Source organism: Agrobacterium sp. 5Ca39, from assembly GCF_055382365.1.
The window spans coordinates 875,337-898,647 of sequence record NZ_AP026436.1; the positions used below are offsets into that span (position 1 = coordinate 875,337).

21 protein-coding genes are annotated in these 23,311 nt (G+C 58.9%); 9 read left to right on the forward strand and 12 right to left on the reverse strand.

Annotation, left to right across the window (positions count from 1 at the left end; translation table 11 throughout):
* Positions 1 to 5: 5 nt before the first annotated feature.
* On the reverse strand, positions 6 to 578 hold the full coding sequence (uppC, locus tag ACZ47E_RS04315) for a polysaccharide export protein UppC (protein WP_004441270.1): 573 nt from the start codon (positions 576 to 578) through the stop codon (positions 6 to 8).
* A gap of 210 nt (positions 579 to 788) precedes the next feature.
* Here uppC and uppB point away from each other — a divergent pair, with 210 nt between their 5' ends.
* Positions 789 to 3,056 (forward strand): polysaccharide biosynthesis protein UppB, encoded by a 2,268-nt coding sequence (uppB, locus tag ACZ47E_RS04320; protein WP_006697977.1) that lies wholly within the window; start codon positions 789 to 791, stop codon positions 3,054 to 3,056.
* Between the two features lie 8 nt (positions 3,057 to 3,064).
* On the opposite strand, the gene uppA is transcribed toward uppB, so the two are convergent.
* Together uppA and ACZ47E_RS04330 are read right to left on the reverse strand one after the other, a co-directional pair.
* Positions 3,065 to 4,297, reverse strand: a complete 1,233-nt coding sequence (uppA, locus tag ACZ47E_RS04325; protein ID WP_278067373.1) for a polysaccharide biosynthesis GNAT family N-acetyltransferase UppA — start codon at positions 4,295 to 4,297, stop codon at positions 3,065 to 3,067.
* A 97-nt stretch (positions 4,298 to 4,394) separates the two neighbouring features.
* Positions 4,395 to 4,607 (reverse strand): DUF2842 domain-containing protein, encoded by a 213-nt coding sequence (locus ACZ47E_RS04330; protein WP_004441278.1) that lies wholly within the window; start codon positions 4,605 to 4,607, stop codon positions 4,395 to 4,397.
* A 140-nt stretch (positions 4,608 to 4,747) separates the two neighbouring features.
* Between ACZ47E_RS04330 and ACZ47E_RS04335 the strand changes: the two genes are divergently transcribed.
* A complete protein-coding gene (locus tag ACZ47E_RS04335) occupies positions 4,748 to 5,851 on the forward strand; it encodes a COX15/CtaA family protein (RefSeq protein WP_168183784.1) in 1,104 nt (367 codons plus the stop codon).
* Positions 5,852 to 5,857: 6 nt separating this feature from the next.
* On the opposite strand, the gene ACZ47E_RS04340 is transcribed toward ACZ47E_RS04335, so the two are convergent.
* The 6 genes from ACZ47E_RS04340 to ACZ47E_RS04365 all read right to left on the reverse strand — a co-directional run bounded on the left by ACZ47E_RS04340 (position 5,858) and on the right by ACZ47E_RS04365 (position 10,823).
* The gene (locus ACZ47E_RS04340) at positions 5,858 to 6,703 is read right to left on the reverse strand and encodes an aminoglycoside phosphotransferase family protein (protein ID WP_022556024.1); all 846 of its coding nucleotides are present in this window, start codon (positions 6,701 to 6,703) and stop codon (positions 5,858 to 5,860) included.
* A gap of 10 nt (positions 6,704 to 6,713) precedes the next feature.
* Positions 6,714 to 7,646 carry an N-acetyl-gamma-glutamyl-phosphate reductase gene (argC, locus tag ACZ47E_RS04345; RefSeq protein WP_464016900.1) on the reverse strand — a complete coding sequence of 311 codons (933 nt, stop codon included), beginning with the start codon at positions 7,644 to 7,646 and terminating at the stop codon, positions 6,714 to 6,716.
* Positions 7,647 to 7,716: 70 nt separating this feature from the next.
* Positions 7,717 to 8,670 carry an agmatinase gene (gene speB, locus ACZ47E_RS04350; RefSeq protein ID WP_278067375.1) on the reverse strand — a complete coding sequence of 318 codons (954 nt, stop codon included), beginning with the start codon at positions 8,668 to 8,670 and terminating at the stop codon, positions 7,717 to 7,719.
* Between the two features lie 130 nt (positions 8,671 to 8,800).
* Positions 8,801 to 9,268, reverse strand: coding sequence for a 30S ribosomal protein S9 (gene rpsI, locus ACZ47E_RS04355; protein ID WP_003521540.1), 468 nt, complete (start codon positions 9,266 to 9,268; stop codon positions 8,801 to 8,803).
* Positions 9,269 to 9,270: 2 nt separating this feature from the next.
* Positions 9,271 to 9,735 (reverse strand): 50S ribosomal protein L13, encoded by a 465-nt coding sequence (gene rplM, locus ACZ47E_RS04360; protein ID WP_004441288.1) that lies wholly within the window; start codon positions 9,733 to 9,735, stop codon positions 9,271 to 9,273.
* 251 nt (positions 9,736 to 9,986) lie between these two features.
* A complete protein-coding gene (locus tag ACZ47E_RS04365) occupies positions 9,987 to 10,823 on the reverse strand; it encodes an EamA family transporter (protein WP_004441289.1) in 837 nt (278 codons plus the stop codon).
* A gap of 896 nt (positions 10,824 to 11,719) precedes the next feature.
* Between ACZ47E_RS04365 and ACZ47E_RS04370 the strand changes: the two genes are divergently transcribed.
* The 3 genes from ACZ47E_RS04370 to ACZ47E_RS04380 all read left to right on the forward strand — a co-directional run bounded on the left by ACZ47E_RS04370 (position 11,720) and on the right by ACZ47E_RS04380 (position 13,871).
* The gene (locus ACZ47E_RS04370) at positions 11,720 to 12,151 is read left to right on the forward strand and encodes a CoA-binding protein (protein ID WP_278067376.1); all 432 of its coding nucleotides are present in this window, start codon (positions 11,720 to 11,722) and stop codon (positions 12,149 to 12,151) included.
* A gap of 76 nt (positions 12,152 to 12,227) precedes the next feature.
* Positions 12,228 to 13,511: an O-acetylhomoserine aminocarboxypropyltransferase gene (locus tag ACZ47E_RS04375; RefSeq protein WP_004441291.1), complete on the forward strand. Its 1,284-nt coding sequence runs from the start codon at positions 12,228 to 12,230 to the stop codon at positions 13,509 to 13,511.
* 15 nt (positions 13,512 to 13,526) lie between these two features.
* Positions 13,527 to 13,871: a cupin domain-containing protein gene (locus ACZ47E_RS04380; RefSeq protein WP_037089057.1), complete on the forward strand. Its 345-nt coding sequence runs from the start codon at positions 13,527 to 13,529 to the stop codon at positions 13,869 to 13,871.
* 23 nt (positions 13,872 to 13,894) lie between these two features.
* Here the strand turns inward: ACZ47E_RS04380 and ACZ47E_RS04385 are convergent, their stop codons facing one another.
* Positions 13,895 to 14,209, reverse strand: coding sequence for an ArsR/SmtB family transcription factor (locus ACZ47E_RS04385; RefSeq protein ID WP_004441293.1), 315 nt, complete (start codon positions 14,207 to 14,209; stop codon positions 13,895 to 13,897).
* 89 nt (positions 14,210 to 14,298) lie between these two features.
* Between ACZ47E_RS04385 and ACZ47E_RS04390 the strand changes: the two genes are divergently transcribed.
* Positions 14,299 to 15,069: an SDR family NAD(P)-dependent oxidoreductase gene (locus ACZ47E_RS04390; protein WP_162471989.1), complete on the forward strand. Its 771-nt coding sequence runs from the start codon at positions 14,299 to 14,301 to the stop codon at positions 15,067 to 15,069.
* Positions 15,070 to 15,081: 12 nt separating this feature from the next.
* Here the strand turns inward: ACZ47E_RS04390 and ACZ47E_RS04395 are convergent, their stop codons facing one another.
* Positions 15,082 to 16,329 (reverse strand): cytochrome P450, encoded by a 1,248-nt coding sequence (locus tag ACZ47E_RS04395; protein ID WP_278067377.1) that lies wholly within the window; start codon positions 16,327 to 16,329, stop codon positions 15,082 to 15,084.
* A 78-nt stretch (positions 16,330 to 16,407) separates the two neighbouring features.
* A complete protein-coding gene (locus ACZ47E_RS04400) occupies positions 16,408 to 17,655 on the reverse strand; it encodes a GGDEF domain-containing protein (RefSeq protein ID WP_004441298.1) in 1,248 nt (415 codons plus the stop codon).
* A gap of 447 nt (positions 17,656 to 18,102) precedes the next feature.
* Here ACZ47E_RS04400 and clpP point away from each other — a divergent pair, with 447 nt between their 5' ends.
* The 3 genes from clpP (at position 18,103) to lon (ending at position 23,137) form a co-directional block, all read left to right on the forward strand.
* Positions 18,103 to 18,735 carry an ATP-dependent Clp endopeptidase proteolytic subunit ClpP gene (clpP, locus tag ACZ47E_RS04405; RefSeq protein WP_004441299.1) on the forward strand — a complete coding sequence of 211 codons (633 nt, stop codon included), beginning with the start codon at positions 18,103 to 18,105 and terminating at the stop codon, positions 18,733 to 18,735.
* A 292-nt stretch (positions 18,736 to 19,027) separates the two neighbouring features.
* Positions 19,028 to 20,305, forward strand: a complete 1,278-nt coding sequence (clpX, locus tag ACZ47E_RS04410) for an ATP-dependent Clp protease ATP-binding subunit ClpX (RefSeq protein WP_003521528.1) — start codon at positions 19,028 to 19,030, stop codon at positions 20,303 to 20,305.
* A 414-nt stretch (positions 20,306 to 20,719) separates the two neighbouring features.
* Positions 20,720 to 23,137: an endopeptidase La gene (lon, locus tag ACZ47E_RS04415; RefSeq protein ID WP_004441301.1), complete on the forward strand. Its 2,418-nt coding sequence runs from the start codon at positions 20,720 to 20,722 to the stop codon at positions 23,135 to 23,137.
* Positions 23,138 to 23,311: the final 174 nt, after the last annotated feature.

Below are 23,311 nucleotides of genomic sequence, written 5' to 3' on the forward strand. Positions count from 1 at the left end.
CCCTTTCAGAAGAATCGTTCACGCACATAGACGGTATCACCCGCAAGAATGGGTGCGGTTATACCGATCCGGCCCGTCATCACTTCCGCGTTTATCTTGCGGGTGACGTCAACATCTGCCTGATTCGCGCGCGGGCTGAAGCCGCCGGCAATGGCGATGGCGTTCTGCACCGTCATGCCCGGCACATAGGAATATTGGCCAGGACGGCCCACTTCCCCCATGATGAAGACGGGGCGATAACGATCTATCTCGATCGTGACATCGGGATCGCGCAGATATCCCTGCCGAAGCTTGGCCGCAATCGCGGCTTCCAGCTGCGGCAGCGTCTTGCCCCGCGCGGGCACCTGACCGACGAGAGGGAAGGCGACATAGCCCGCCTGATCGACCGTATAGGTATTTGTCAGCCCGGCCTGTTCGAACACGTTGATACGCAGTCTGTCGCCGCTGTCGACGTGATAGGGTTGCAGTGCGGCCTCATTGAATGACCGCGGCGCAGGCTGATAGGCCGAACAGCCGGAAAGGGCCGTCAGAACGGCAAACGTCAGTGCGGTGACATGTCGTGATCCGGCGAGCGGCATCTCATCTGGCTCCGAGTCGAACTTTGATCATTCTTATCGTTCTGTTAGGGTTAATGCACGGTAAACGCGCAGCGTCAGGCCCGGTAATATCGGCTTTATTTCGTCGGAGTCTCGGTGATTAACGGTTGTGTTACCCGCAAGACTTAAACTTCGCGAAAATTGACCATCTTTATTTGAGCGCCCGAGGTTTATCTCGGTTACGGAGCCCGTATGAACGGCGATCGCATTGACGACAGGGATGTGGATATTGATCTTGCGCAACTCGTCGCGGCCATATGGCGGCGTCGGGGAAGAATCGCGGCCATAACGCTGCTGGCCGGCGGCGCCGCCTTTGTTGTTTCCAGCATGATGTCGCCCGCCTATAAGGGCGAGGCGCGCGTGCTCATTGAATCCCGTGCTGCTTCCTTTGGCGCTTCCCAGCAGTCCAACGCGCCGGCCGAGCCAGTGCTGGACGAACTGACAGTATCCAGCCAGGTGCAGATCCTGCAGTCCGTCGACCTCATCAAGCAGGTCGCCAGGGACATGAAGCTCTATGAACTCGAGGAATTCGATCCGGAGGCGCATCCTTCGCTGGTTTCGAGCCTGCTGGTTGCCGTCGGCGTCAAGAAGGATCCACTCCAGGTTCTGCCTGAAGAGCGGGTGCTGAAGGCGTTCCGCGAGAAATTGCAGGTCTATCAGGTGGAAAGTTCTCGTGTCATCACGGTCGAGTTTTCTTCAGAGGACCCGAAGCTCGCTGCGGCCATCCCGAACGAGATGATGAAGGCCTATCTCGCGCTGCAAAGCGGCGCGAAGCTCGATACCAGCACGGAAGCAGCGCGCTGGCTTGAGCCGGAAATAGCCACGCTGCGCGAAAAGGTGCGGGAGGCGGACAAAAAGGTCGCGGATTATCGTGCCTCCTCCGATCTTTTGTCGGCCGGGCAGGGCGAAACGCTCGCCACACGTCAGCTGAGCGACATCTCCACGGAACTCGGCCGTATCCGCGGCGAGCGCGCCAATGCGGAGGCGCGCGCAGAAGGCGTGCGCAACGCGCTTGCCAGCGGTCGTCCTCTCGATACCTTTCCCGATGTCGTCGCTTCTCCCACCATCCAGAGGCTGAAGGAAAACGAAACCAACATCCGCAGCCAGATTTCCGATCTTTCGTCTTCGCTGCTGGAAGGCCACCCCCGCATAAGGGCGCTGCGCAACCAGCTCGATGGCATCGAAAGGCAAATTCAGGAAGAAACCCGCAAGGTGCTGGCAAGTCTCGAAAACGAGGCCAATGTCTCACGCCTTCGGGAGCGGCAACTGGTGCAGCAACTGAACGTGCTGAAATCGGAAAGCGTGCGTGCCGGTGAGCAGCAGGTGGGCCTTAACGACCTGGAGCGGGAAGCATCCGCGCAGAGGCAGCTTCTGGAAACCTATCTCGCCCGCTATCGCGAGGCGACGTCGAGGGCTGGCTCTGCGGATTCCACGCCGGCCGATGCGCGTGTGATTTCGACGGCAGTTGAGCCACGCGAACCCTATTTCCCGAAAACCGGTGCCATCACCATCGTTGTCACGCTCGCAGCATTTCTGCTGTCCTGCATTGTCGTCATGCTGGTGGAACTCTTTACGGGTAGGGCGCTGAAACCGGTCGGAAGAAGTCAGGTTCCACCGCTTTCCGATCCGCCACCACCTGCACGCGGGCCGGTTGAAGCGGATGAGACGACGGATGCGCCTGAGCAGCCGGCGTCGGCACCTGCTGAAAATGTGGCGCCGGGCGTCCGCGCCATGCCGGTTGCGGCACAACAGCCCGTCGCCGTAGAAGAGAAACGGCGTGACCCGCCCGCAGCCACTGCCATGCCGCCGGCATTGGCGGCAGAAGATGTCGCGGCTGCGAAAGAGGCGGTGGTGGATGAGGATGCCGATGCCGCCAGTGACTTTTCGATCGACGCCGTGGCGGGCTTTCTGTCCACACGGCTCGCCAAACCCGTCGCCGCCATTGTATCTCCGGCCGGTGACAGCGGTTCGACCACGAGCGTCATGCTGGCGCGCGCATTGTCTGAAATGGGGCGTTCGGTCGTTCTCGTCGACATGACGGCATCCGCCTGCCCGACGCGGCTGATGTCGCCCGAAGCCGGACTTCCCGGTGTCATGGACCTTCTGGCAGGAGCGGCCGCCTTCGGTGAAACCATTCACGGCGACCGTCTGTCAGATGCGCATATCGTTCCACGCGGCAATGCGCAGCCCCGCGAGGCGATGCGTGCTCTGGACCGCCTGACGATGATCCTCGGTGCGCTTTCCGACGCTTACGACACGGTGCTTGTGGAGTGTGGAGCGGTGCAGATTTCGAGCCTCGAAAAAATGCTGCGCAATCTGCCGGCAGAAATCATCGTCTCGGTTCCAGGCAAGGACGGGGAGATGCTGGAGAAAACGCTCGGAGAACTGGTTGCTCATGGCTACGAGCAGGCTCTGCCGATGACCGGCATGCGAAAGCCGGACCACCTGAGCGCGGCCTGACCGGCTGTTCAGTCGAGACCCCTTGTCGAAGCTGCTGTCGGCCGGCCGGCGCGGAAACGCTGAATGAGCGCATAGAGAGCCGGATTGGATTTGATCAGGCTTTTCGTTCGGGCGATCGCGACATAGGCTGCTGCGGCGACGCGACCTTTCACCGTTACCGGCAGGAATATATCGTGCTGAACGGTGAAAAGCGGGCACCAGCTGCGCTTGTAGAGCTGGTCGCCGACCCCGAAATCGAAGATCGCAGCCCTTTGGTGGCACGCCCTTTCAATCATCAGCCAGAACAGCAATTCTCCGGGGCTGAGTTCCGAAACGGATTCATCGATCGAACCGAACTGGCAGATGATGTGGTCCTGCTTGCGCGAAAGACCGGCTATTGCGGCGATGACGCCCTCGTTCGCGCCGTGCAGGCGAATGGCATGCAACTCCAGCAGACTGTCTGTGCCCGTCTCGGGAAAATTGGCCAGGTCGTAAAAGAAATCCTTTACCGATTGGTCGCGAAAGACATCCGGAATGCCCTGCGATGCAAAACGGGCGGCTTTCTGCCGGAAGAAGGCCTGCAATAATTCACATCTTTCCTGTGGAGAATGCGCGATCACATGGCTGTAGCCGCCCATTTCCTCGGCTCTCCGGCTCTGGATCCGGAATTTCTTCCGACGTCTCTTGGCATTGACCTGCCGGAGCGTGGCCTCGAAACTTTCGAGCAACGGAAGCTGGAAGGCCGGATTCTGGTTTTCGACCGAAGCTAGATGCGACAGGGGGTTGGTCCTGCCGCGCCACGTCAGCGGTATGTTCTGCAAAGCCAGAATGTCGGCCCGGCCATGCAGCAGCTTCCGCGCCTCGCGGGCAATCGCCGCCGCGATTTCCTCTCCGGCGTGTTCGGCAAAGGAGGGGTCGAAAAGCCCGGTATTGATATTGTTGAAACGGCCGCCGGGGAAACGCGCCTTGCGAATGCCGCCCTCCAGCACGATTTCAAGCGGAAGCAGGAAAATCGTCTTGCCGCCCTGCCGGCCGCGAAGCGTCAGGAGCGCGCTGTCCTGCGTTTGTGCCCAGATGGAGCACCACCCAAAACCCTGATGCAGGGAGTTGAGCGGATCGTTTTCCAGCCGCTTCCAATCGACATGGATGGTGGAAGCGTCATCGACGAGATCGACCGACAGACGGTCAGCGCCCCGCCGCTCGTTTTGCACGGCGGTCAGCGCTTGCTCGTCGCTGGTAAAGACCGGCCCCTCAGCCGCCATCCACTCTCTCCGGTTGTTTCGGTCGGACTATATCTTTGAGCGGCAAACAATCGGTTTATAAAATTGCGACCTTAAGGTGTCACGCGGTGGTCCCGCATTAGCCCTGTCTTTTTGGCCCGGCCATCCATTTGATGATCAGCATCGCCGGCAAAATCCACAAAATTCCTGTCAGCACGAAATAAGCGAGATGCACCCACCAGGGCGATTGCGCCAGCGCCGCCGATGCAATGGCCGTCGCCACCACGGCGTAAACGACGACGAGGCAGATGATGACGATGGTGCCGATAAGCGATCTGAGGCGAGGGTGCATGAAATCTTCCGTGATTAAACAGGTGCATGACTATAGCGCCGCGACCGGATGCCGCAAACCCTGAGGCCTTGTTTTGTGGTGCCGGTTGGGGCTAATCAACATGGCTTTATGAAGGAGACTGAAAGATGAGTTCGAGCGGCATGACGATGGCCAATGGTTCCGCGGAAATGGTGGTGCAGGCTGCCCTGCAGAAGCAGGAGAAGGACCGCCGCCTGCTGCGCGTCTGGCTGCGCCTCGTGCTTTTCACACTCTTCTGTCTGGTGCTCGTTGGTGGCGCAACCCGCCTGACCGAATCCGGCCTGTCGATTACCGAATGGAAACCGATCCATGGCGCGATACCGCCGCTCTCCGTTGCGGAATGGGAAGAGGAGTTCCAGCTCTACAAGCGCATTCCGCAATATCAGGAAATCAACAAGGGCATGTCGCTCGACGAGTTCAAGACGATCTTCTGGTGGGAATGGGCGCATCGCCTGCTTGCCCGCGCCATCGGCCTCATCTTCGCTTTGCCGCTCGCCTTCTTCTGGCTGACAGGCCGCGTCGAAAAGCGCCTCCGGCTACCACTGGTCGGTCTACTGGCGCTTGGCGGCTTCCAGGGCTTCATCGGCTGGTGGATGGTCTCTTCGGGCCTCGTCAACCGCACGGATGTCTCGCAATATCGTCTTGCCACACATCTGACCATCGCCTGCCTCATCTTTGCGGGCTGCATGTGGATTTTGCGCGGCCTGTCCCATCATTCCCCCGAGGCCACCGACGAAAAGACGGGCAGGGGCTTTGCCGCGCTGTTGACGGTGCTCTGTCTCTTCCAGATCTATCTCGGCGCGTTGGTGGCGGGGTTGAATGCCGGCCTGTCCTATAATACGTGGCCGCTGATGGATGGTTCGCTGGTGCCGGGCGATCTCTTCCTGCAGCAGCCCTGGTGGATCAACCTCTTCGAAAACCCCAAGACGGTGCAGTTCATTCACCGCCTGGGCGCCTATACGCTGTTTGCCGCCACGCTGTGGCATATGGCATCGATGGCGCGCGCCTTGCCCGGTACGCCGCACGCCCGCCGCTCGGTGCTGTTCTTCGTGCTCGTCTGCATTCAGGCGGCGCTGGGAGTAACCACGCTGCTCATGCATGTGGATATTCATGTCGCGCTCGCCCATCAGGGCATGGCGCTGGTCGTGCTCGGTTTTGCGGTTGCCCACTGGCGCGGATTCATTGGAGAATATCCGCCGCCAGTTGCGGTTGAAGTCAGGGACTGAACTCGCTCAGAACTGTTTCAGGACGGCCTTAATGGTTGCCGCGACAGCGAGTTCGTTGTCGCGTTCTTCCGCATTTTCGTCCTCTTCATGCCACGCGGCAGAAAGGCAGCCATAGGCAAAGGCATATTGCAGCAATAGCCGTTCGTCCCGTTGGAGAGCCTTCGCAAAAATCGCCGCCATGGAGGCGATGCGCGCTTCGCTGCGGGTGAGGTCAAAACGGTCGAGCGGATTGGAGAACATGTTGGCGACATCGAGCGCCGCATCGCCGATCAGGCCAGCCGGATCGATGATGATCCAGCCGCGATCGCTGCGCATGATATTCTCATGGTGCAGATCGCCATGCAGCGGCTTGATATCGCGCTGCTGGCCGATCAGTTCCTGCGCAAGCGCGGCGGCCTCGATATAGGCGCTGTCGATGCCGTCGGAACGATCCTGTTCGGCCTTGCGGAACAGACTTTCGAAATAGAGAGGCAGCGTCAGCAGACTTGAGGGCGGCGGCTGCTCGGACGGCTGGTGATATCGAAGCAGGACCTCCGCTGCGATTTCCGTGGTGGAATCGTCGTCACCGTCGCGGAACAGCACGTCGCGCAGGGTCTCCGTGCCGGCATGTTCCATCAGAAGAATATCATCGGAGCGGTCAAGCAACTCCACGCAGCCGATCCCGGCGCGCCATTCGATGAAATCCGCGCCGCGAAGGCTGTCCGTCAATACTTTCTTCTTCAGAACCTTGGCGACCGCAAGGGAACCGTCATCGCGCACAAGCTCGTAGACCACCCCCGCAGGCGTATCCGCAATCTGCTTTACGGCCTCGATATTCCACGAGGCCGGAAAAGAGGGCGTGGTCATGGTCATGAGCAACGTCTCATGCGGAAAGCATCAGTTCCATGTTCTGCACGGCAGCACCGGAGGCACCCTTGCCGAGATTGTCGAGCAACGCGACGAGGTTGATATGCTCGCCGCCCTCGGTGCCGAAGACGAAGATCTTCATCGTATCCTTGCCAGCCAATTCCTCGGCATCGATACGCGCCAACCCCTTGCTCTCGGCCAGAGGCACGACGCTGACGATATCCTGTCCAGCGTAATGGGCGGTGAGTGCCGCATGGATCGTTTCGATATCAGTGCCTTCCTTAAGGTCGGCGGCGAACAGCGGCACCTGGACGATCATGCCCTGCGGGAAGCGACCTACGGAGGGCGAAAACAGCGGCGCGCGGTCAAGCTGGCCGTGAATGGTCATTTCAGGCACATGCTTGTGCTTGAGCGTCAGGCCATAAAGGAAATTATTGGCGCTGATGGCATCGTCGCGGCTCTCGTCTTCCATTTGCGCAATCATCTGCTTGCCGCCGCCAGTATAGCCGGAGACCGCATTGACGCTGACAGGATAACCGTCCGGCAGGAGGCCAGCGGCCCGCAGCGGGCGAATAAGGGCGATCGCACCGGTCGGATAGCAGCCGGGATTGGCGACGAGGCGGGCAGAGCGAACCTTCTCGCCCTGGTCCTTATCCATTTCGGCAAAACCGTAAGCCCAGTCCTGATGAACGCGATAAGCGGTGGAGGTATCTATGATGCGGACATTATTGTTGCCAGCCACCATGGAAACCGCTTCCCGGGACGCGTCGTCCGGCAGGCAGAGGATCGAAATGTCGGCGCTATTGAGCATATCCTCGCGCATCGCGGCATTGCGGCGCTCGGCTTCCGGAATGGACAGCAGCTCGATATCGCGGCGACCGGCAAGGCGCGTGCGGATCTGCAGACCCGTGGTGCCGTGTTCGCCATCGATGAAGATCTTCGCTGTCATGTCCTTGTCCTGACTTTTCAGAGGGTTGCGAGGGTAGTCGGAATCAGTTTGGCAAGCGCCGTCGTCTTTGTCAGCCAGCCTTGGCCAGCCGTTCGGCACGCAGGCCAAGCATATACATTGCAACGGTCGCTCCGGCAATGGCGGTAATATCCGCATGGTCGTAGGCGGGTGCCACCTCCACGACGTCGGAGCCGCGAATATCGAGCTGGCCAAGCCCACGCAAAACGGAGAGAATTTTAGCGCTGGTCGGCCCGCCGGCGACGGGTGTGCCGGTTCCCGGCGCGAAGGCGGGATCGAGGCAATCGATATCGAAGGTGAGATAGGTGGGCATACCGCCCGTGTGCTTGACGATCAGCGACGCGATATCGCTGGCCCGCATGTCCTCCACCTCGTAACCGTGAAGAATGCGGATGCCGAAATCGTCAGGCGCGTGGGTGCGGATGCCGATCTGGATCGAGCGGTCGGCATCGATCAGCCCGTCGCGCACGGCGCGGGCCACGAAGGAGCCGTGGTCGATGCGCTTGCCATCGTCGAACCATGTATCCTGATGCGCGTCGAACTGCACCAGCGCGAGTGGGCCGTGCTTGGCCACATGCGCTTTCAGCAATGGCCAGGTGATGAAATGATCGCCGCCGAGCGTCAGCAGGTAATCCGTCTTGGAGATGATCCTGCGCGCTTCCTTTTCGATCGTGTCAGGCGTTTTCCAGTGGTTGCCGTAGTCAAGCAGGCAGTCGCCATAATCAATGGTCGGCATATGGACGAAGAGATCGCGCGTGAAAGGATATTGCGGATCATTATCGAAAATCGCCGAAGCGCGGCGGATCGCCTGGGGCCCGAAACGTGCGCCGGGACGGTTGGAGGTCGCCGCGTCGAAGGGAATACCCCACACGGCAGTCGAAACGCCTTTGAGGTTCTTGGTATATTTGCGCCGCATGAAGGAGAGGACACCGGCATGGGTCGGGTCCGTGGCAGCCGATGTCAGGGACATTGCGGTGAAGGCATGGTCGATGGTTTTGGCCGGCATTGATCACCCCATTGCGATTTGCGCCGAGGTTGCTGTCTTCCTGATGAAAAAACAAGGGAGGAGGCCATGAAAAAAGGCGGAGCCGAAGCCCCGCCTTTCGAAGTTCTGAACGAACCGTTCCTGGAAGCGATTAGCGCTTCGAGAACTGGAACGAACGGCGGGCCTTGGCCTTACCGTACTTCTTACGCTCGACAACGCGGCTGTCGCGGGTCAGGAAGCCACCCTTCTTCAGAACGGAGCGCAGGCCCGGTTCGAAGTAGGTGAGGGCCTTGGACAGACCGTGACGAACGGCGCCGGCCTGACCGGACAGACCACCACCGGCAACGGTGGCGATGATGTCGAACTGACCCGTGCGGGCAGCGGCAACGATCGGCTGCTGGAGGATCATCTGCAGAACCGGACGTGCGAAATACGTGGTGAAATCGCGGCCGTTGATGATGATCTTGCCAGAACCGGCCTTGACCCATACGCGGGCTACGGCGTTCTTGCGCTTGCCGGTCGCGTAGGAGCGGCCGAGGGTATCAACCTTGCGGACATGCACGGGAGCCGAAGCTTCCGAAGCCGGGGCGAGGTCTTTCAGAGAGGAAAGATCGGCCATTATCAGGCGCTCCTTACGTTCTTCTTGTTGAGCGCGGCAACGTCGAGAACGACCGGCTGCTGTGCTTCGTGCGGGTGGTTGGAACCGGCGTAAACGCGCAGGTTCTTCATCTGACGACGGCCGAGCGGACCGCGCGGGATCATGCGCTCGACGGCCTTTTCAACGACGCGCTCCGGGAAGCGGCCTTCGATGATCTGGCGAGCCGTACGCTCCTTGATGCCACCCGGGTGACCGGTGTGCCAGTAGTACTTCTTGTCGGAATACTTCTTGCCGGTGAGGGCAACCTTTTCCGCATTGATAACGATGACGTTGTCGCCATCATCAACGTGGGGGGTGTAGGTAGCCTTGTGCTTGCCGCGCAGGCGGGTTGCAACGATGGTGGCGAGGCGACCAACAACGAGGCCTTCGGCGTCGATGATGACCCACTTCTTCTCCACCTCAGCGGGCTTCTGAACGAAAGTAGACATGAATTTCACTTTCTAACGTGGACCCGTCATCCTCTTCATGAAGAGCATACGGGCGTTTCTTGTTGCTTGGTTTGGTTGCCGATAAGGGCTACCGCAAATGACCCTATTCCGGCTGGAATCCGATCTGGCGCGCTTATACGGTGCGCGAACGAAAGCGTCAATATGATTGATTTTGGAGGTCTCAAAAATAATCAAGTAAAAACAAACGGTTGGTTGTGGGGTATTATTTTACCCCATCATCTGACCTCGTTTTACCCCAGCCGCATCACCAGAACGCCCGCTGCAATGATGCCTCCGGCAAGGTAGCGCCAGATGCTGGCGCGTTCTTTCAGGATCACCACTGATATCACCAGCGCGAAAAGAATGGAGGTTTCCCGGAGTGCTGCGACGACGGCGACAGGCGCTTTGGTCATGGCGTAAAGCGCCAGCCCATAGGAGAGTATGGAGCCGCCGCCACCGATAAGGCCACGCCACCAGTTGCGCCGGACATGCTGGACGACGGGGCCGGCGCCCCGCTGGTAAAACGCGAAACCGAACAGCAGCACGGGTGGCAGCAGAGACATCCAGAGCGTGTATGAGATGGCGTTGCCGGAAAGCCTTGCGCCGACACCGTCGACGAAGGTGTAGGATGCAATCACGAAAGCGTTGAGCAGGGCGACCATGATCGCCTTTCCGCCCCCGCGCCTTGCCTCGAAAGCAAGCGTCAGGATCCCCGCGGAGATGACGCCGATGCCCGCAATCGCCAGCGGGCTCAAAATCTCGCTCAGGAACAGGCTGCTCGTCGCCGCCACGATCAAGGGTGCCACGCCGCGCATGACGGGATAGACAAGGCCGATGTCGCCGATCGTATAGGCGGCGGCGACAAGGCGGAAATAAGCGAATTGCAGGACGGCTGAGGCGATCAGGAAGGGAATGGCGACTGGCGAGGGAAACGGCAGGAAAGGCAGAAACGGCAGCGAACAGGCTGCAGCTCCCGCCGCAATCAACGAGGCGTCCAGCGATTTATCGGAACCGGATTTGACCAGCGCATTCCATCCGGCATGCAGCATTGCGCCCAGAAGCACCAGAATAAGAATGTCGAATGTCACAGTCAGAGACTCGCTCACGGGCTTTTCGGGCAATCTACAGCATTGGCCTCAGAAACTGGAAGTCATTTTCCGGACGGGCAGGTGTACGCTTTCAATCGCCTCGCCGAGGCCGTCCCCAATCCGGTGCCTACGGGCTTTGTTTTTATGGATTATGACACGCGTCAAATTTTTGATTTCTATGCGTCATGAAAAAACGAGATCCAATATCGCGCATGAGACACGCTTTCCTGCTTCTGATTTAATCCGGAAAATAACGCCTGATGCACGGCTTGCGGATCAGCCTCGCGCTGCGGATTTCCTTGAAAAATGACCGAGCACATCATTTATTCCAGTTGTTGGTATTGCGCCTGGCGTTTCAAATGAGCGTGCGGGCGACTAAAATCGTATGATGACCAATGAAAATAAATTTCAGAATTCCCATCGAAACTCCACTATAACGTTGCAGACTTATAGAATGGTTGGTTTACGAAATAACTTTTTGAAAATTAGTCGCGGCTAAATAACCGGTGAACGGAATGAAAACAAACAGGAGACGAAGAGCGCATGGAATGCACGCTAATGTTGTTTCCGCCTGTTTCGATGGCCGTTCGGCGCAATTTTTGAAAAGTGGATGAAAATACTCAATACATCCGGTGTGTGCGCGATTTTGTGAAATCATTTTGCGTCGATGAAAACGGGGTTGCAGAGTGCCGATCCGGCGGAGATATTAATTTTTGCGCTTTCGGGGTTCCGGAGACGACCGGAGCGTCCTAGATGAGAATGGCATCGCATGAAACGGCGTGAAGGTTGCCGGCGCTGGAACCATGCGGGAGAGGAGAGGCTGGTGGGCATTAAAGCAACGCTCCAGACGCCTGCGCCTCTCTGGATCAGGTGGTATGCCAAAGGAATAAGTTGACATGCAGCATGATACTTACGAAGCGGATTACCCCAGGAAAATCCTGACGAATGTCAAAACCATCGCCCTGCTGGGAGCTTCGCCCAATCCGGATCGGCCGAGCCATGGCGTCATGCGCTTCCTGCTGTCCAAGGGCTATCGCGTGTTTCCGGTCAATCCGGGTCAGGCGGGCAAGGAGATACTGGGACAGGCGGTCTATGCCCGGCTGGCCGATATTCCCGAGGCTGTTGATATGATCGATGTGTTTCGTGCGCCGGAATATCTTTCCGCGATTGTCGACGAGGCGATCTTGCTGCCGCAACGCCCAAAGGTGATCTGGGGTCAGCTATCCGTGCGGGACGATAATGCCGCCGCCAAGGCCGAGGCTTATGGCATTGACGTGGTGATGAACCGTTGCCCGGCAATTGAGTATCCGCGTCTCAATATCGCATGATAGTTGGTACGGATTGGGCTTATCATTTGGCGCCAAGGCATTATGATCCCTCCAGAATTCCATTGGAGGAAACATCATGCCGAGCAGCAATCCCGGTTTTTCAACGCTGGCCATCCATGCGGGCGCACAGCCTGATCCTACGACCGGCGCACGGGCGACACCCATCTATCAGACGACGGCCTACGCTTTCCGTGATGCGGATCATGCCGCCGCCCTGTTTGGGCTGAAAGAGTTCGGCAATATCTACACCCGCATCATGAACCCCACTCAGGCGGTTCTGGAAGAGCGTGTGGCCGCGCTTGAGGGTGGTACCGCAGCGCTTGCCGTCGCCTCCGGCCACGCCGCACAATTGCTGGTTTTTCATACGCTGCTGCAGTCCGGCGACAATTTCATCGCCGCCCGTCAGCTTTACGGCGGATCGATCAACCAGTTCGGCCACGCCTTCAAAGGTTTCGACTGGCAGGTTCGCTGGGCCGACGCCACCGATCCCGCCAGTTTCGAACAGCAGATCGATGAGCGCACACGCGCCGTCTTCATAGAAAGCCTTGCAAATCCAGGCGGCACCTTTGTGGATATCGCCGCAATTGCCGAAGTTGCCCATCGGCACGGCCTGCCGCTGATCGTCGACAACACGATGGCAAGCCCATATCTGCTGCGACCGCTGGAACACGGTGCAGACATCGTACTGCATTCGCTGACGAAATTCCTCGGTGGCCACGGTAATTCCATGGGCGGCATCATCGTTGACGGCGGAACCTTCGACTGGTCGGCAACAGACCGGTTTCCGGCCCTGTCACAGCCCCGGCCCGAATATTCCGGCGTCGTGCTCCACCAGACTTTCGGTAATTTCGCCTTTGCCATCGCCTGCCGCGTGCTTGGCCTGCGCGATCTCGGCCCGGCGATTTCGCCCTTCAACGCCTTCCTCATTCTCACGGGAATTGAGACCCTGCCGCTGCGCGTTCAACGCCATTCAGACAATGCGCTTGCCGTCGCCAAATGGCTTAAGGCACATCCCAAGGTCGGCTGGGTGAATTATGCCGGCCTGGAGGAAAGCGACAATCACGCCCTCCAGCAGCGTTACTCGCCGAAGGGCGCGGGTTCGGTCTTTACATTTGGCGTCAAGGGCGGTTATGCGGCCGGCAAGGCACTGGTCGAAGGGCTGCAGCTATTCTCCCATCTCGCTAATATCGGTGACACGCGCTCGCTTGTCATCCACCCGGCTTCCACCACCCATGCCCAGCTGACGCCGGAGCAGCAGACGGCGGCCGGCGCCGGTCCGGATGTGGTGCGTCTGTCCGTCGGAATCGAGGATGTCAACGACATCATTGCCGATCTTGAACAATCGCTTGCAAAAGTCTGAGAGGTCGGCGTCGCGATGAGCAACCTACTGACATTCGAAGATGCTTCCCTCGAAGCAGAGCATGGTGCGCCAGCGCCGGAGCGATTGATCTCCGGCGACCCCAAATTCACCACATGGAATCTGGAGGAAGCGCCGGGCGGTATTTATGCCGGCATCTGGCAATCCACACCCGGAAAATGGCGTGTCGTCTATGACGAATGGGAATATTTCAGCATCCTCGAGGGCCATTCCATCCTGACCGAGGATGGCGGGGCCCCGCGTGACCTCAGACCGGGCGACAGGCTTGTGCTGCGGCCCGGCTTTACCGGCACCTGGGAAGTCGTGGAGACAACACGAAAAGACTATGTCATCAGGCTGTGACGGCGGAAATCCGCTCGGTCACGCTATAGCTGGTCGAACGAGATGATGGATTGAAGGAGCCCGGGAAAGCGGGCTTCCAAATCGTCGACACGGACGACGCTGATATTCTCGACACCCTGTTTGTGGGTTCGAATCAACCCTGCCTCCCGCAGGATCCGCATATGGCTGGACAGGGTTGAACGCGGCATGTCCTGACAGGGTGCTGCGGCACCACAATTCTGTCCGGTCTCGGAGCCCCATAATTTTCGGATGATGCCCATGCGTGCCGGTTCGCCAAGAGCGGCGAGCACGGCCGTGAGCGAAATGTCTTCGCGTGCGGGATGAAAAAACTGAGCCATGGACCGCCTCTAGCACATGGATTGACAAGCTTCAATATTTCAATAAAACCGAAATACCGAATTATGGTTATTCGGAAATTACGACATTCATGGAGTTTGCAATGTCTGGATTGTTCAGTGGGCAGGTCGTGGTTGTCACCGGTGGATCGACTGGCATCGGCTTTTCCGTCGCGAGATTGGCTCTGGAAGGCGGAGCCTCCGCCGTTTACGTGACAGGCCGCAATACCGCCAATCTCGAGGCAGCGGTCGCCAGGCTCGGGCAGGGGGCGATCGGCTTCGCGTCCGATGTTGCCAAGCTCTCCGATCTGGAACGGCTCAAGGCGCGCATTGAAGCAGATGGCCGGAAGGTGGACGTGCTGGTCGCCAATGCCGGCATCGCCGAGAACAATGACCTCGGCGATACCCACGAGGCGCTGTACGACCGGATTTTCGACATCAACGTCAAGGGCGTTTTCTACACCGTGCAGACATTGCTGCCGGTCCTGCGCGATGGCGGCTCGATCGTGCTCACCGGGTCGATCGTCGGCAACAAGGGCCTGGAGAGGTTGAGCGCCTATAATGCTTCCAAGGCGGCCGTTCGCTCATTCGCCCGCAGTTTTGCCAACGACCTCAAGGCGCGGGGCATCCGCGTCAATACGGTTAGCCCGGGCGTGACCCGCACGCCGATCATGGAAAACGGCCTGAAGCTCGATGAAGAAAAGATCGCCGGTTTCGAGGCCTATCTGAAGGATGCCGCGCCGATCGGCCGGATGGCCGACCCCGACGAGATCGCTGAGGCCGTTCTGTTTCTGGCCTCTTCAAAGGCCAGTTACATCACCGGCGTCGAGCTTTCGGTCGATGGCGGTCTGGCCCAGATTTAAGGCCTGCGCACGCTACCAGCTGAGATCGAGCCGCTCCAGCCCATGGAAATGATAGACATCCTTGACCTTGGGCGGCTCGGCAATTTTCAGGCGCGGCAGGCGTTTGAAAAGCAGTGGCAGGGCAAGGTTCAGTTCCAGTCTTGCCAATGGCGCGCCGATACAGAAATGGATGCCGGCGCCGAAGGAGACATTGGCGCCTTCGTTGCGCTCCGGCCGGAAGGTCAGTGGATCAGGGAATTTTGACGGATCGAGGTTGGCCGCAGCCAGGATCAGGCTCACCTTGTCGCCACGCTTGAACTGCACGCCGTCAATCTCGACCGGCTCCAGAACCCATCGCTGGAAGATGTGCACCGGCGCGCAGATCCGCAGGGTTTCCTCCACCGTGCGTTCCGTGGCGGCCTCGTCGCTAAACAAGGTCTGCGGCGATATCCCGCTCTCCAGAATGATACGCACGGAATTGCCGATCTGATGAACGGTCGCTTCATGGCCCGCGTTGAGCAGGACGATGGTGGTGGACACCAGCTCGTCGTCGGTCAGATATTGACCCTTGTGCTCGGTATGGATCATGTGGCTCAGCAGGTCGTCCTCAGGCTTGGCCCGCCGCTCGGCGATCACGCTGCGAACATAATCCGAAAATTCCTTCGCAGCCCTGTCGGCCAGAAGCTCGTCTTCCGGTGTGCGCTTGAACATGTACATGCCGACATAGGCATGCGACCACTTCAGCAGCTGCGGCCCCATTTCCTCGGGAATGCCGATCATCCGGGCGATCATCGTTACCGGGATGATATCGGCGTAGGAGGAAAGCAGTTCCGTCTCGCCCTTCTCTTCGAAAGCGTCAATCAGCCGGTTGGCGAGTTCCTCGATCTCCGGCTTCATCTTGTCGACATGCCGTGACACGAAGGCGCGGTTGATCAGCGTGCGCAGCCGCGTATGCTCCGGCGGCTCCAGTTCCAGAAGCGAATGCTGCTCGGCCAGGTCGAAATGCTTCACATGCTCAAGCGGCTCTGGCAGGCCGATCTCTTCACGAGTTGCCACATGCAGGATCTGTCGTCCAAACCGGCGGTCGCGCAGTAGCGAGCTGACATGGTCATAAGAGGTGAAAAACCATTGCCGCTGCTCTTCCCAGTAGAAAGTGGGACATTGCGCGTGCAGGGCGGCGTAGACGGGGTTCGGATCGTTGTAAAAAGCTGGGTCGCGCGCATCGAGTGAAACGTGGCGGGTGGCGGAATCGATTTTGAGAAAGGGAAACGTCGCTGTCATGCTGATGGTTTATTCCGCGCTTGGCGCTTTGGGAAGGGCGGCAGGCGTTCCTTCATATGTCACCAAATGGTTACACCTTCACCGGCTGGCAATTGCGGATATCCGGTTCAGCGCCGCGACCTGCCGGTCGGCATTGTTATCCATAGGGTTTTCGTCACGGTCCGAGGCGGGCACGACGACATTGGCCGAATTTACGTGGATTACGGTCCGATTGCGCCCGGCTTTCTTTGCGGCATAAAGCGCTCGGTCGGCCTCGGTCATCATCACATTCAGCTCGGCGTCCTTGATCATCGCTTCGGATATGCCGACGCTGGTCGTCACCTTGATGGGTTCGCCGCGTGAGGTGATTTTCGAAAGAAGCAGATTGTTACGGATGGATTCGGCAAGCGTGACGGTGCTGGAGGGGCTTTCGACCTCCGCCACCAGCGCGAACTCCTCGCCGCCCATCCTCACGAAAAGGCCGCGGTCGCCGATCGCGCGTTGCGCGATTTGACAGAAATGCACGAGTACGGCGTCGCCGGACTGGTGGCCGTATCTGTCATTGATCTTCTTGAAATGGTCGATGTCGAAGAGAACAAGCGCCACATATCGGCTGGAGCCGTGTGAGCGCTTCTTGATGCGGTCGAACTCCTCCAGCAGACCACGCCGGTTAAGGACACCGGTCAGGTGATCGGTCATGGCGAGCCGGTGGAGACGAAGCTCCGTATCCTCCATGATGATCTTGGCGCTGATCATGATGATGGCCGTGAAGCCGAGCATGCCGGAAAAAGCGAGCGCCGATGTCAGCGGAATGGCGTTGGGCGCGGCCGCATTGGCCGGGATGACAATGGAGGCAACGACGGCGCCGGCAAAAGCCTGCAGGATCAGAATCGTCGCCAGAACTTTTCTGCTGCGCGACCTGCGCTCGCCATTTGCCAGAAGCACACCGGCGAGCATGAAATAGCCCGTGGCCGCACTGGCGTGATAAAGCAGGATCCGGGCCACCATGTTTTCTCGCACGGGTGGGACGAACATTCCGGCGATCCACAGGAGGGCCGGAATGGCAATCCAGCCAGCGAGCTTGCGCTTCTCCAGGGACAAGAGGCCCGCGAGCCAAAAGCCGAAGGCGGAAAGCGCCAGCGCGTTGCCGACCTGAATGGACAGGAAACTGGAAATATCTCCGCGAAACGCCACCATGACGGTGCCGAAGCCGGTGGCGAGAAAGCCGGCGGCGAAATAGAGATTGTGCCGGCGGGAAGGGCGGTGCAGCCACAGCGTTCCCAGAAGCACGGCAAGGGTGAACGTCTCCGCCGCCCATAGTAGCGTGCTCGTCTTTGCATCCAGCATTGCAAAATCCTATCTGCGCCATCATGCGGCAAAAGCGGAGAAGCTCGCACGACGTGCGTTATTCCCGCTGAATTGTTGAGCTGCCATTTCGCCCGGATAGGGCTGTTCGCCGATGGGAACCGAAATTCGTTTTTCAGTATCAGCAGCAAATACTAACGAGTTCTTGCCGGTTAGAAGTTATATCTGTGCATGAAGTACATTTTTTTGGTCCTCGCCAGTCTTGGTAAAAAATTGATGGCGGGGAGACAAATGGCTGCGGCCGGGACGAACGGGTGCAAAAGCCCGCCGCGGCCGGCCTCCGAAGCCCTGCAAACGCTGTTGAGCCGTTAAGGATATGCGGCTTCGTGTCTTGAAGTACGGGGCAGGGACACTCTATGTAGGGAGTATGAAGGTTAGAAGTGATTCCGGGGCGGTTTCCGCAACGGGCAGAGTTGACAAAGGACGGACATGAAAAATCCAGTTGATACCGCCATGGCTCTGGTGCCGATGGTCGTTGAGCAGACCAATCGCGGCGAACGCTCCTACGACATATTTTCCCGTCTTCTCAAGGAACGCATCATTTTCCTCACCGGCCCGGTGGAAGACCAGATGGCGTCGCTCGTCTGCGCGCAGCTGCTGTTCCTCGAGGCCGAGAACCCGAAGAAGGAAATTGCGCTCTACATCAATTCGCCAGGTGGCGTCGTGACCGCCGGCATGGCGATCTACGATACGATGCAGTTTATACGCCCTGCGGTCTCCACGCTCTGCGTCGGCCAGGCTGCCTCCATGGGTTCGCTGCTTCTCGCTGCCGGTGAAAAGGGAATGCGTTTCGCCACCCCCAACGCACGCATCATGGTGCACCAGCCATCGGGCGGCTTCCAGGGCCAGGCTTCGGATATCGAACGCCACGCCCGCGACATCATTAAGATGAAGCGCCGCCTCAATGAAGTCTACGTGAAGCATACCGGCCGCACGCTCGAAGAGGTTGAAAAAACCCTCGATCGCGACCATTTCATGGATGCAGACGAGGCGAAGGACTGGGGCGTGATCGACAAGATCCTGACCTCGCGCCAGGAAATCGAAGGCGCCGTCGCGAATTGAGGCGCGACGCTTTTTGACGTTTGTTTGACCCCGCAAAAGTAATTTCGGGGCTTTCAACCGGAACAGAAAGCGATATTAGTATATATAAAGGCTATGTTGATTTTTTATGACGCGGCCTTTGGTTTAATGGGGAATTCGTTGCCGCCGGTTATCAGCTCCTGTATCTGATACGGTTAGTACCCCGGGAAACGAGGCGGATACGGCGATGCACCCCAAGGGCGGCCGTATCTGCGGGCGGTAAGTTGACCGCGATCCGTTTGACGGACCTGCGGCGTGCTGGAAGGAAAGAGATATGAGCAAAGTCAGCGGCAGCAACGGCGGCGACTCTAAGAATACACTCTATTGTTCATTCTGCGGCAAGAGCCAGCACGAAGTCCGGAAACTCATTGCCGGACCGACGGTATTCATCTGCGATGAATGCGTCGAATTGTGCATGGACATCATCCGCGAGGAGAACAAGACGTCTATGGTGAAGTCGCGCGAGGGTGTGCCCACCCCGCAGGACATCATCAAGATCCTCGACGAATACGTCATCGGCCAGAAGCAGGCGAAGAAAATCCTGTCCGTGGCCGTTCACAACCACTACAAGCGCCTCGCGCACGCCTCCAAGAATGGCGATGTCGAGCTGGCGAAGTCGAACATCATGCTCGTCGGCCCGACGGGCTGCGGCAAGACCTATCTTGCTCAGACGCTCGCCCGCATCATCGACGTTCCCTTCACCATGGCGGACGCAACGACGCTGACCGAAGCCGGTTATGTCGGCGAGGACGTGGAAAACATCATCCTGAAGCTGTTGCAGGCGGCGGATTACAATGTCGAGCGCGCCCAGCGCGGCATCGTCTATATCGACGAAGTCGACAAGATTTCCCGCAAGTCGGACAACCCGTCCATCACGCGCGACGTATCGGGCGAGGGCGTTCAGCAGGCGCTTCTGAAGATCATGGAAGGCACGGTCGCTTCCGTTCCGCCGCAGGGTGGCCGCAAGCATCCGCAGCAGGAGTTCCTGCAGGTGGATACGACCAACATCCTGTTCATCTGCGGCGGCGCTTTTGCCGGCCTCGACAAGATCATCTCGGCCCGGGGCGAAAAGACCTCGATCGGCTTCGGTGCGACCGTTAAGGCGGAAGACGACCGTCGTGTGGGCGAAGTGCTCCGCGAGCTGGAGCCGGAAGATCTGGTGAAGTTCGGCCTCATTCCGGAATTCATCGGCCGTCTGCCCGTTCTGGCGACGCTGGAAGACCTGGATGAAGATGCGCTGATCCAGATCCTGTCCGAGCCGAAGAACGCTCTGGTCAAGCAGTACCAGCGCCTGTTCGAGATGGAAGACGTCGAGCTGACCTTCCACGAGGACGCGCTGCGCGAAATCGCCCGCAAGGCGATCACCCGCAAGACCGGTGCCCGTGGCCTGCGCTCGATCATGGAAAAGATCCTGCTGGATACCATGTTCGAACTGCCGACGCTGGAGGGCGTGCGCGAAGTGGTCATTTCCAACGACGTCGTCAGCGGCGTTGCGCGTCCGCTCTACATCTATGCGGACCGTCAGGAAGAAAAGACCAACGTCTCGGCGTAATCGGCTGCTGTGATGTTTGATGAAATCAGAGGCCCGCATCCGTGCGGGCCTTTTCTATTAGATGGGCCTTACGAAACTTGCGGCTAACTTGACGAAGCCCGATTTTGCGTTTGGAGCGGATTGCGCTTTGCTGATAAAGTCTTACAACTGATTTGCAGCGCGATATGACGGAAATGTGAATTTCGTCGGCGACCCGGTTCCTGAGCCCTCGAGGATAACCGGAAATGTCGGTAGTATTAGCCAGCGCTGAGTTTTGTTGAATTTCACGGTCCTGCCGTCGCGTAAGGCCGTCTGCTCCGACGACTTGAAATCGGTGTTTCGAAACTCCACTTTCAGTCTCGAGAAATGAATATGCCGGACGCCCCCAAGACGTTCGGCAAAGTGTCCCGAAAGGGACCATGGAAAGGAAATGATATGACGAACATCACGTCTGCGGCATCTGGCGGTACCTATCCGGTACTTCCCCTGCGCGACATTGTCGTTTTCCCGCATATGATCGTTCCCCTGTTCGTCGGGCGGGAAAAATCCATCCGTGCGCTCGAGGAAGTCATGGGCTCCGACAAGCAGATTATGCTTGTTACCCAGATCAACGCCAGCGACGACGATCCGGCGCCTGAAGCCATCCACAAGGTCGGCACGGTCGCCAATGTCCTGCAGCTTCTGAAGCTTCCCGATGGCACCGTGAAGGTGCTGGTGGAAGGCAAGGGCCGCGCCCAGATCGACAGCTACACCGGTCGCGAGGATTTCTACGAAGCCTCGGCCACGCCTTTGCAGGAGCCTGCCGAAGATCCGGTCGAGATCGAGGCGCTCTCGCGTTCGGTCGTTTCGGAATTCGAGAGCTATGTGAAGCTCAACAAGAAGATTTCGCCCGAGGTTGTCGGCGCTGCCGGTCAGATCGATGATTACTCGAAGCTCGCCGACACGGTCGCTTCGCACCTGTCGATCAAGATCACCGAAAAGCAGGAAATGCTGGAAACCGTCAGCGTGAAGCAGCGGCTTGAAAAAGCGCTTGGCTTCATGGAAGGCGAGATTTCCGTTCTTCAGGTCGAAAAGCGCATCCGCTCGCGCGTCAAGCGCCAGATGGAGAAGACCCAGCGCGAATATTACCTGAACGAGCAGATGAAGGCGATCCAGAAGGAGCTCGGCGACGGCGAGGACGGCCGTGACGAGATGGCCGAGCTGGAAGAGCGCATCGCCAAGACAAAGCTTTCCAAGGAGGCCAAGGAAAAGGCCGAAGCGGAAATGAAGAAGCTGCGCCAGATGAGCCCGATGTCCGCGGAAGCGACTGTCGTGCGCAACTATCTGGACTGGCTGCTTGGTCTGCCCTGGGGCAAGAAGTCCAAGATCAAGGCGGACCTCAACAATGCCGAGAAGATCCTGGATCAGGACCATTTCGGTCTGGACAAGGTCAAGGAGCGTATCGTCGAGTATCTGGCCGTGCAGGCCCGTGCGACGAAGATCCGTGGCCCGATCCTGTGCCTCGTCGGCCCGCCCGGCGTCGGCAAGACCTCGCTCGCCAAGTCGATCGCCAAGGCAACCGGCCGCGAGTATGTGCGCATGGCGCTGGGTGGCGTTCGTGACGAAGCGGAAATCCGCGGTCACCGCCGCACCTATATCGGCTCCATGCCGGGCAAGATCGTCCAGTCGATGAAGAAGGCCAAGAAGGCAAACCCGCTCTTCCTGCTCGACGAAATCGACAAGATGGGCATGGATTTCCGTGGCGATCCGTCGTCGGCGCTGCTCGAGGTTCTCGATCCGGAACAGAACTCCACCTTCATGGATCACTACCTGGAAGTGGAATACGACCTGTCCGACGTGATGTTCGTGACCACGGCCAACACGCTGAACATTCCCGGCCCGCTGATGGACCGTATGGAAGTGATCCGCATCGCCGGTTACACGGAAGACGAAAAGCGCGAAATCGCAAAGCGTCACCTGCTGCCCAAGGCGATCAAGGAACATGCCCTGCGTCCGGAAGAATTCTCGGTCACCGATGATGCCCTGATGGTTGTCATCCAGCAGTACACCCGCGAGGCGGGCGTGCGCAGCTTCGAACGCGAGCTGATGAAGCTGGCGCGGAAGGCTGTCACCGAGATCATCAAGGGCAAGGTCAAGTCCGTTGAGGTTACCGCAGCAAACGTTCCGGATTATCTGGGCGTTCCGCGGTTCCGCCACGGCGAGGCTGAGCGCGAGGATCAGGTCGGTGTCGTCACGGGTCTGGCCTGGACGGAAGTCGGCGGTGAGCTGCTCACCATCGAAGGCGTGATGATGCCGGGCAAGGGCCGCATGACGGTTACCGGCAACCTCAAGGAAGTGATGAAGGAATCCATTTCGGCGGCGGCATCCTATGTCCGTTCGCGCGCCGTGGACTTCGGCATCGAGCCGCCGCGCTTCGACAAGAGCGACATCCACGTGCACGTTCCGGAAGGGGCAACCCCGAAGGACGGTCCCTCCGCCGGTGTCGCCATGGCAACCGCGATCGTCTCCATCATGACCGGTATTCCGGTCTCGAAGGATGTGGCGATGACGGGCGAGATCACGCTTCGTGGTCGCGTTCTGCCGATCGGTGGCCTGAAGGAAAAGCTGCTTGCAGCGCTTCGCGGCGGCATCAAGAAGGTGCTGATCCCGGAAGAAAACGCCAAGGATCTGGCGGAGATTCCGGATAATGTGAAGAACGAGATGGAAATCATTCCGGTGTCGCGCATGGGCGAGGTTATCAAGCACGCCCTCATTCGCCAGCCGGAGCCCATCGAGTGGGATGGCAGCATCGAGACGCCGGTGATCGCAACGGTCGAAGGCGTTGATGACGGCAGCCAGACCATCGCGCATTGAGACGCGTCGTCGCGAGGGCCGGAATCGGTGCTCGCGACAGGTCCTGCGTAGATTCAATGCGTTAGGCTTCACGACGAAGGTACGGCTTCAGGTCGGCGCAAGTGATGCGAAATTGGCACGATTATGGGGAAGGCCGGCAGAAATGTCGGCCTTTTTTGTGAAAAAAACCGCAGA

What these genes read in the sequence shown, in the direction of transcription:
- ACZ47E_RS04395 (WP_278067377.1), bottom strand. Translation starts at nt 16,329, where the DNA reads ATGACAGCGACGTTTCCCTTTCTCAAAATCGATTCCGCCACCCGCCAC.
- ACZ47E_RS04370 (WP_278067376.1), top strand. Translation starts at nt 11,720, where the DNA reads ATGCAGCATGATACTTACGAAGCGGATTACCCCAGGAAAATCCTGACG.
- ACZ47E_RS04375 (WP_004441291.1), top strand. Translation starts at nt 12,228, where the DNA reads ATGCCGAGCAGCAATCCCGGTTTTTCAACGCTGGCCATCCATGCGGGC.
- uppB (WP_006697977.1), top strand. Translation starts at nt 789, where the DNA reads ATGAACGGCGATCGCATTGACGACAGGGATGTGGATATTGATCTTGCG.
- ACZ47E_RS04390 (WP_162471989.1), top strand. Translation starts at nt 14,299, where the DNA reads ATGGAGTTTGCAATGTCTGGATTGTTCAGTGGGCAGGTCGTGGTTGTC.
- rplM (WP_004441288.1), bottom strand. Translation starts at nt 9,735, where the DNA reads ATGTCTACTTTCGTTCAGAAGCCCGCTGAGGTGGAGAAGAAGTGGGTC.
- uppC (WP_004441270.1), bottom strand. Translation starts at nt 578, where the DNA reads ATGCCGCTCGCCGGATCACGACATGTCACCGCACTGACGTTTGCCGTT.
- lon (WP_004441301.1), top strand. Translation starts at nt 20,720, where the DNA reads ATGACGAACATCACGTCTGCGGCATCTGGCGGTACCTATCCGGTACTT.
- ACZ47E_RS04340 (WP_022556024.1), bottom strand. Translation starts at nt 6,703, where the DNA reads ATGACCATGACCACGCCCTCTTTTCCGGCCTCGTGGAATATCGAGGCC.
- rpsI (WP_003521540.1), bottom strand. Translation starts at nt 9,268, where the DNA reads ATGGCCGATCTTTCCTCTCTGAAAGACCTCGCCCCGGCTTCGGAAGCT.
- clpX (WP_003521528.1), top strand. Translation starts at nt 19,028, where the DNA reads ATGAGCAAAGTCAGCGGCAGCAACGGCGGCGACTCTAAGAATACACTC.
- ACZ47E_RS04385 (WP_004441293.1), bottom strand. Translation starts at nt 14,209, where the DNA reads ATGGCTCAGTTTTTTCATCCCGCACGCGAAGACATTTCGCTCACGGCC.
- speB (WP_278067375.1), bottom strand. Translation starts at nt 8,670, where the DNA reads ATGCCGGCCAAAACCATCGACCATGCCTTCACCGCAATGTCCCTGACA.
- ACZ47E_RS04335 (WP_168183784.1), top strand. Translation starts at nt 4,748, where the DNA reads ATGACGATGGCCAATGGTTCCGCGGAAATGGTGGTGCAGGCTGCCCTG.
- uppA (WP_278067373.1), bottom strand. Translation starts at nt 4,297, where the DNA reads ATGGCGGCTGAGGGGCCGGTCTTTACCAGCGACGAGCAAGCGCTGACC.
- ACZ47E_RS04400 (WP_004441298.1), bottom strand. Translation starts at nt 17,655, where the DNA reads ATGCTGGATGCAAAGACGAGCACGCTACTATGGGCGGCGGAGACGTTC.
- clpP (WP_004441299.1), top strand. Translation starts at nt 18,103, where the DNA reads ATGAAAAATCCAGTTGATACCGCCATGGCTCTGGTGCCGATGGTCGTT.
- ACZ47E_RS04330 (WP_004441278.1), bottom strand. Translation starts at nt 4,607, where the DNA reads ATGCACCCTCGCCTCAGATCGCTTATCGGCACCATCGTCATCATCTGC.
- argC (WP_464016900.1), bottom strand. Translation starts at nt 7,646, where the DNA reads ATGACAGCGAAGATCTTCATCGATGGCGAACACGGCACCACGGGTCTG.
- ACZ47E_RS04380 (WP_037089057.1), top strand. Translation starts at nt 13,527, where the DNA reads ATGAGCAACCTACTGACATTCGAAGATGCTTCCCTCGAAGCAGAGCAT.